The sequence below is a fragment of the Streptomyces sp. NPDC058157 genome (assembly GCF_042884105.1).
GTDB lineage: Bacteria > Actinomycetota > Actinomycetes > Streptomycetales > Streptomycetaceae > Streptomyces.
On sequence record NZ_JBHVUQ010000363.1, the window covers coordinates 1 to 3,247 of the forward strand.

Below are 3,247 nucleotides of genomic sequence, written 5' to 3' on the forward strand. Positions count from 1 at the left end.
GTGGGGGACCGTGCGGGTGGCGGGCGTGGCCCGGGGGGTGGTGGGGGGACGGGGCTCCGTCCGGGCGGCCGGGGGGTGGAACTCGGCTCGGGCCTTGGGGTGTTGCGGCTCGCTGCCGGTGCGCGGAGCCGGGGCGGTCGGGTGCTCCGGCGCGCCGGTGCCCACGTGGGCCAAGGCCTTCGGAGCCTCCCCGGCGGGGGCCTCCGGTGCGGGCACGGCGGTTCGGGCCCGGGCGGCCGGCTCGGCGGGACGCCGGTCCGTGGCTTCGGCGACGGCCGCCTCCGGCGCGGGCTCGCGGGCGGGGCCGGCTGCGGCCGCGTGGACGGTGCGGGAGGTGGCGGGGGTCTCGTGGTCTGCGCGGGGCGAGGTGAGATGGGCCTGCTGACCGGCCCGGGACGAGTGCACAGGGGCTTCCTGACCGGGTTGGGTTGGGGGTGCGGGGTCCTGGTGACTGGCGCGGGAAGGGGTCGCGGCCGGATGAGCCGCGCGGGACGGGGCCACGGCGGCTCCGGGGCGGGCTCCGCCCACCGGCTCGGGCACGTACCCGGGCACCGCCCGGGCCTGCACGGGCTCCGTGGTCCCGGGCCCGGCGGGGGCCGGACCCTGCGGACGTGCCGGGCCTCCGGCCGCCTCGGGCTGCTCCGCGACCCGGCCGGTGCGGGCCACCGGGTCGGCCCCGGGGGTGTGTCCGGGGACCGTACCGCTGGACGGCGAGGGCACGGCCTCCACAGCGGCGGCCCGGGCCACGTCCGCTGCCGCAGCCGCCCCGGCCGGGGCCCCTGCGGCCACGGCCCCAGCCGGCCCCACCGCCGGTGCCACGCGGGCGGAATACCCCGCAGACGGCAACACCGAGGCCTCGGGCTCCGGGTGGGGCGTCCCAACCGGGTGCAGGGCCCGCGCCGCCGGGGCAGCCGGGGCAGCCGGGGCAGGGTGCCTCACACGCGACGACCCCGAGGAGTCCGTCACCGAGCGGTCCGCCACAGCCGGACATGCACCCCGCGACGGCAGATCCGCACCGGCAGGGTGCCCCGCACGCGGCAACACCGGGGGCTGAGGCTCCCCGTGGGCCGACGCGGCCGGAAGCGCCCCCTACGCGTCGCGAGCCGAGCGCGCGGACACGGTGGGCCCGTGGGCCGCCTGGGCCGGACCGGCCAGGTACGCGGCACGCGCCGACCCCGAGGAATCCGTTACCGAGCGGTCCGCCACAGCCGGACGGGCACCCCGCGACGACAGATCCGCACCAGCGGGATGCCCCTCAGACGGCAACACCGAGGCCTGGGGCTCCCGGTGACCAGCCCCGGCCGGACCGGCCAGGCGCGCGGCCCGCGCCGACCCCGGGGAATCCGTGTGCCCCGCACGCGGCAACACCGGGGACTGGGGCTCGCAGTGGGGCGTCCCGGCCGGGTGCGACCCCGAGGACTCGGTTGCCGAGCGGTCCGTCACGGTCGGGCCTGCGGCCCCCGACGGCAGGGTCGTACCGGCGGAGTGCCCGGCAGGCGGCAACGCGGAGGGTCCAGGCTCCCGACGGGTCGTCATGGCCGGGCCACCCTGGGGCGCGACCGTCGCCGTCGGCGCCGCACTGGCAGGGCGGGCCGCATGCGGCGACACCGAGGAGTCCGCAGCCGAGCGGTCCGTCACGGTCGGGCCTGCGGGATGCGTGGCCCGCGCCGCTGGTGCCGCACCGGCGGGGTGCGCCGCGGGCGGCAGCGCCGAGGACTCCGCGCGGGCCGTCACCGGTGGTGCGGCGGGGTACGTGGCCTGCGGCGACGCGGAGGGGCGCGCTTCCGGGTGGGCGGCGGGGCCTGAGGTGTAGCGGGTGGCTCCCGTCGGGCCCGGCGGGAGCCCCGGGCCCGTCGCCGGGGCCACCGGCCGTGGGCCGGGGGCGGCGGCCCGGCCTGGTGCCTGCCGGGCGGTCTCGCCGACCCGGACCACACGCGTCGGGTCCGGCGCCCAGACCGGCGCGGCGGCGCGAGGCCGTGGGGGTTCGTCGGCCTGCCGGGCGGAGGTCGCTCCGGCGGCGGACCGGGGGGCGACGGCCGACGCCGAGCCGGTGCCCCGGGTTGCAGCGGGCCGGGGCGCCACCCGCCACTCGGGCGCATCGGCCCTTGCGGGCGGCTCCGGGGCCGTGGCGCCGGGCCGGGGCGTGGGCGTCCACCCGGCGGCAACGCCCGCCGCACCGGCCGTGATCGACGCCGACGCGGGCGGAATGGCGGCGGCCCGATCCCGCGCGGCGGCTGCGGTCGCCACCGCCGACTCCGCGGCGATACCGCCCGGCCGGGGCATCGGGGGCACCTCACCGTCTGGAGCCCGCCCACCGGCGGCACCATCCGGCGCCGGCCCGGGCCGGGAAGCGGCAGCCGCCGGCAGCTCATCGGCGCGGGTCCGCGCAGCAGCGACGGGCTCCGCCCCGGCCGCAGCCCAAGGCCGGGACACCAGGGGCACCTCGCCGTCACCGGCACGCCCGGCGGCGACAACCGCCGAACCGGTCCGGGAGACAGCGGCCGCCGACGGCCCGTCGGCACGGGTCCGCGCGGCGGCGACGGGCTCCGCCGCGGCCGCAGCCGTAGCCCAGGGCCGGGACGCCAGGGGTACCTCGCCCTCACCGGCACACCCGGCCGCGACGCCCGCCGCACCGGTCGGGGGCGACACCGGCCTGGGCCGGGAGGCGGGGGCCGGTGGCAGGTCGTCGGTGCGGGGCCGTGCGGCGGCGACGGGTTCCGTCGCGGCCCAGGGGCGGGACGCCAGGGGCAGATCGCTCTCATGGGGCCGCCCGGCGGTGCCGGACGGGGTCGGTGGCGAGGCGGGCTGGTGGGCCGTGGCAGCCGCGCCGGACGGGGTGGTGTTCCGGGTGGGGGCCTGCCAGGACACCGGCGGGCGGGCAGCGGCGGGGGCGGGGTGGAAGGTGCCCGTCGTGGACGTGGTGCGGGTGGGGTGCATCGTTGCCTCCGTCATGCGAACAGCCGGCGCCAGGTTTCCGGGCCCGGGTAGCCGTCGGCCATGGCGCCGCGCCAGCCCTGCGCGCGCTGGAAGGCCTCGACGTTGCGGCGGTCCGCCTCCGTCCAGGTGCGGCCCGGACCGGCCGTGTAGTACCTGCCGAAGCCCTTCTTCACCAGCTGCCGCCCCATCGCGGCGATCGCCGGGTCGGACTGGCCCGGGCGGAAGACCCCCGGGCCGGGGTAGGCCGGGACCCCGGCCGGCCCCGGGCGGGGGGCCGGCGCGGGAGCCGGGCCCGGGCGGGAGCCAGTCG

The 3,247-nt window shown here is 81.2% G+C and carries 1 protein-coding gene and 1 pseudogene; both read right to left on the reverse strand.

What is annotated here, in order from left to right; all coding sequences use genetic code 11:
- Positions 1-405 (reverse strand): annotated as a pseudogene (locus ACFVXK_RS37745) (hypothetical protein); the annotation flags it as partial.
- Between the two features lie 2,543 nt (positions 406-2,948).
- On the reverse strand, positions 2,949-3,247 hold a 299-nt coding region (locus ACFVXK_RS37750), incomplete at its 5' end, for a peptidoglycan-binding protein (protein ID WP_389621652.1).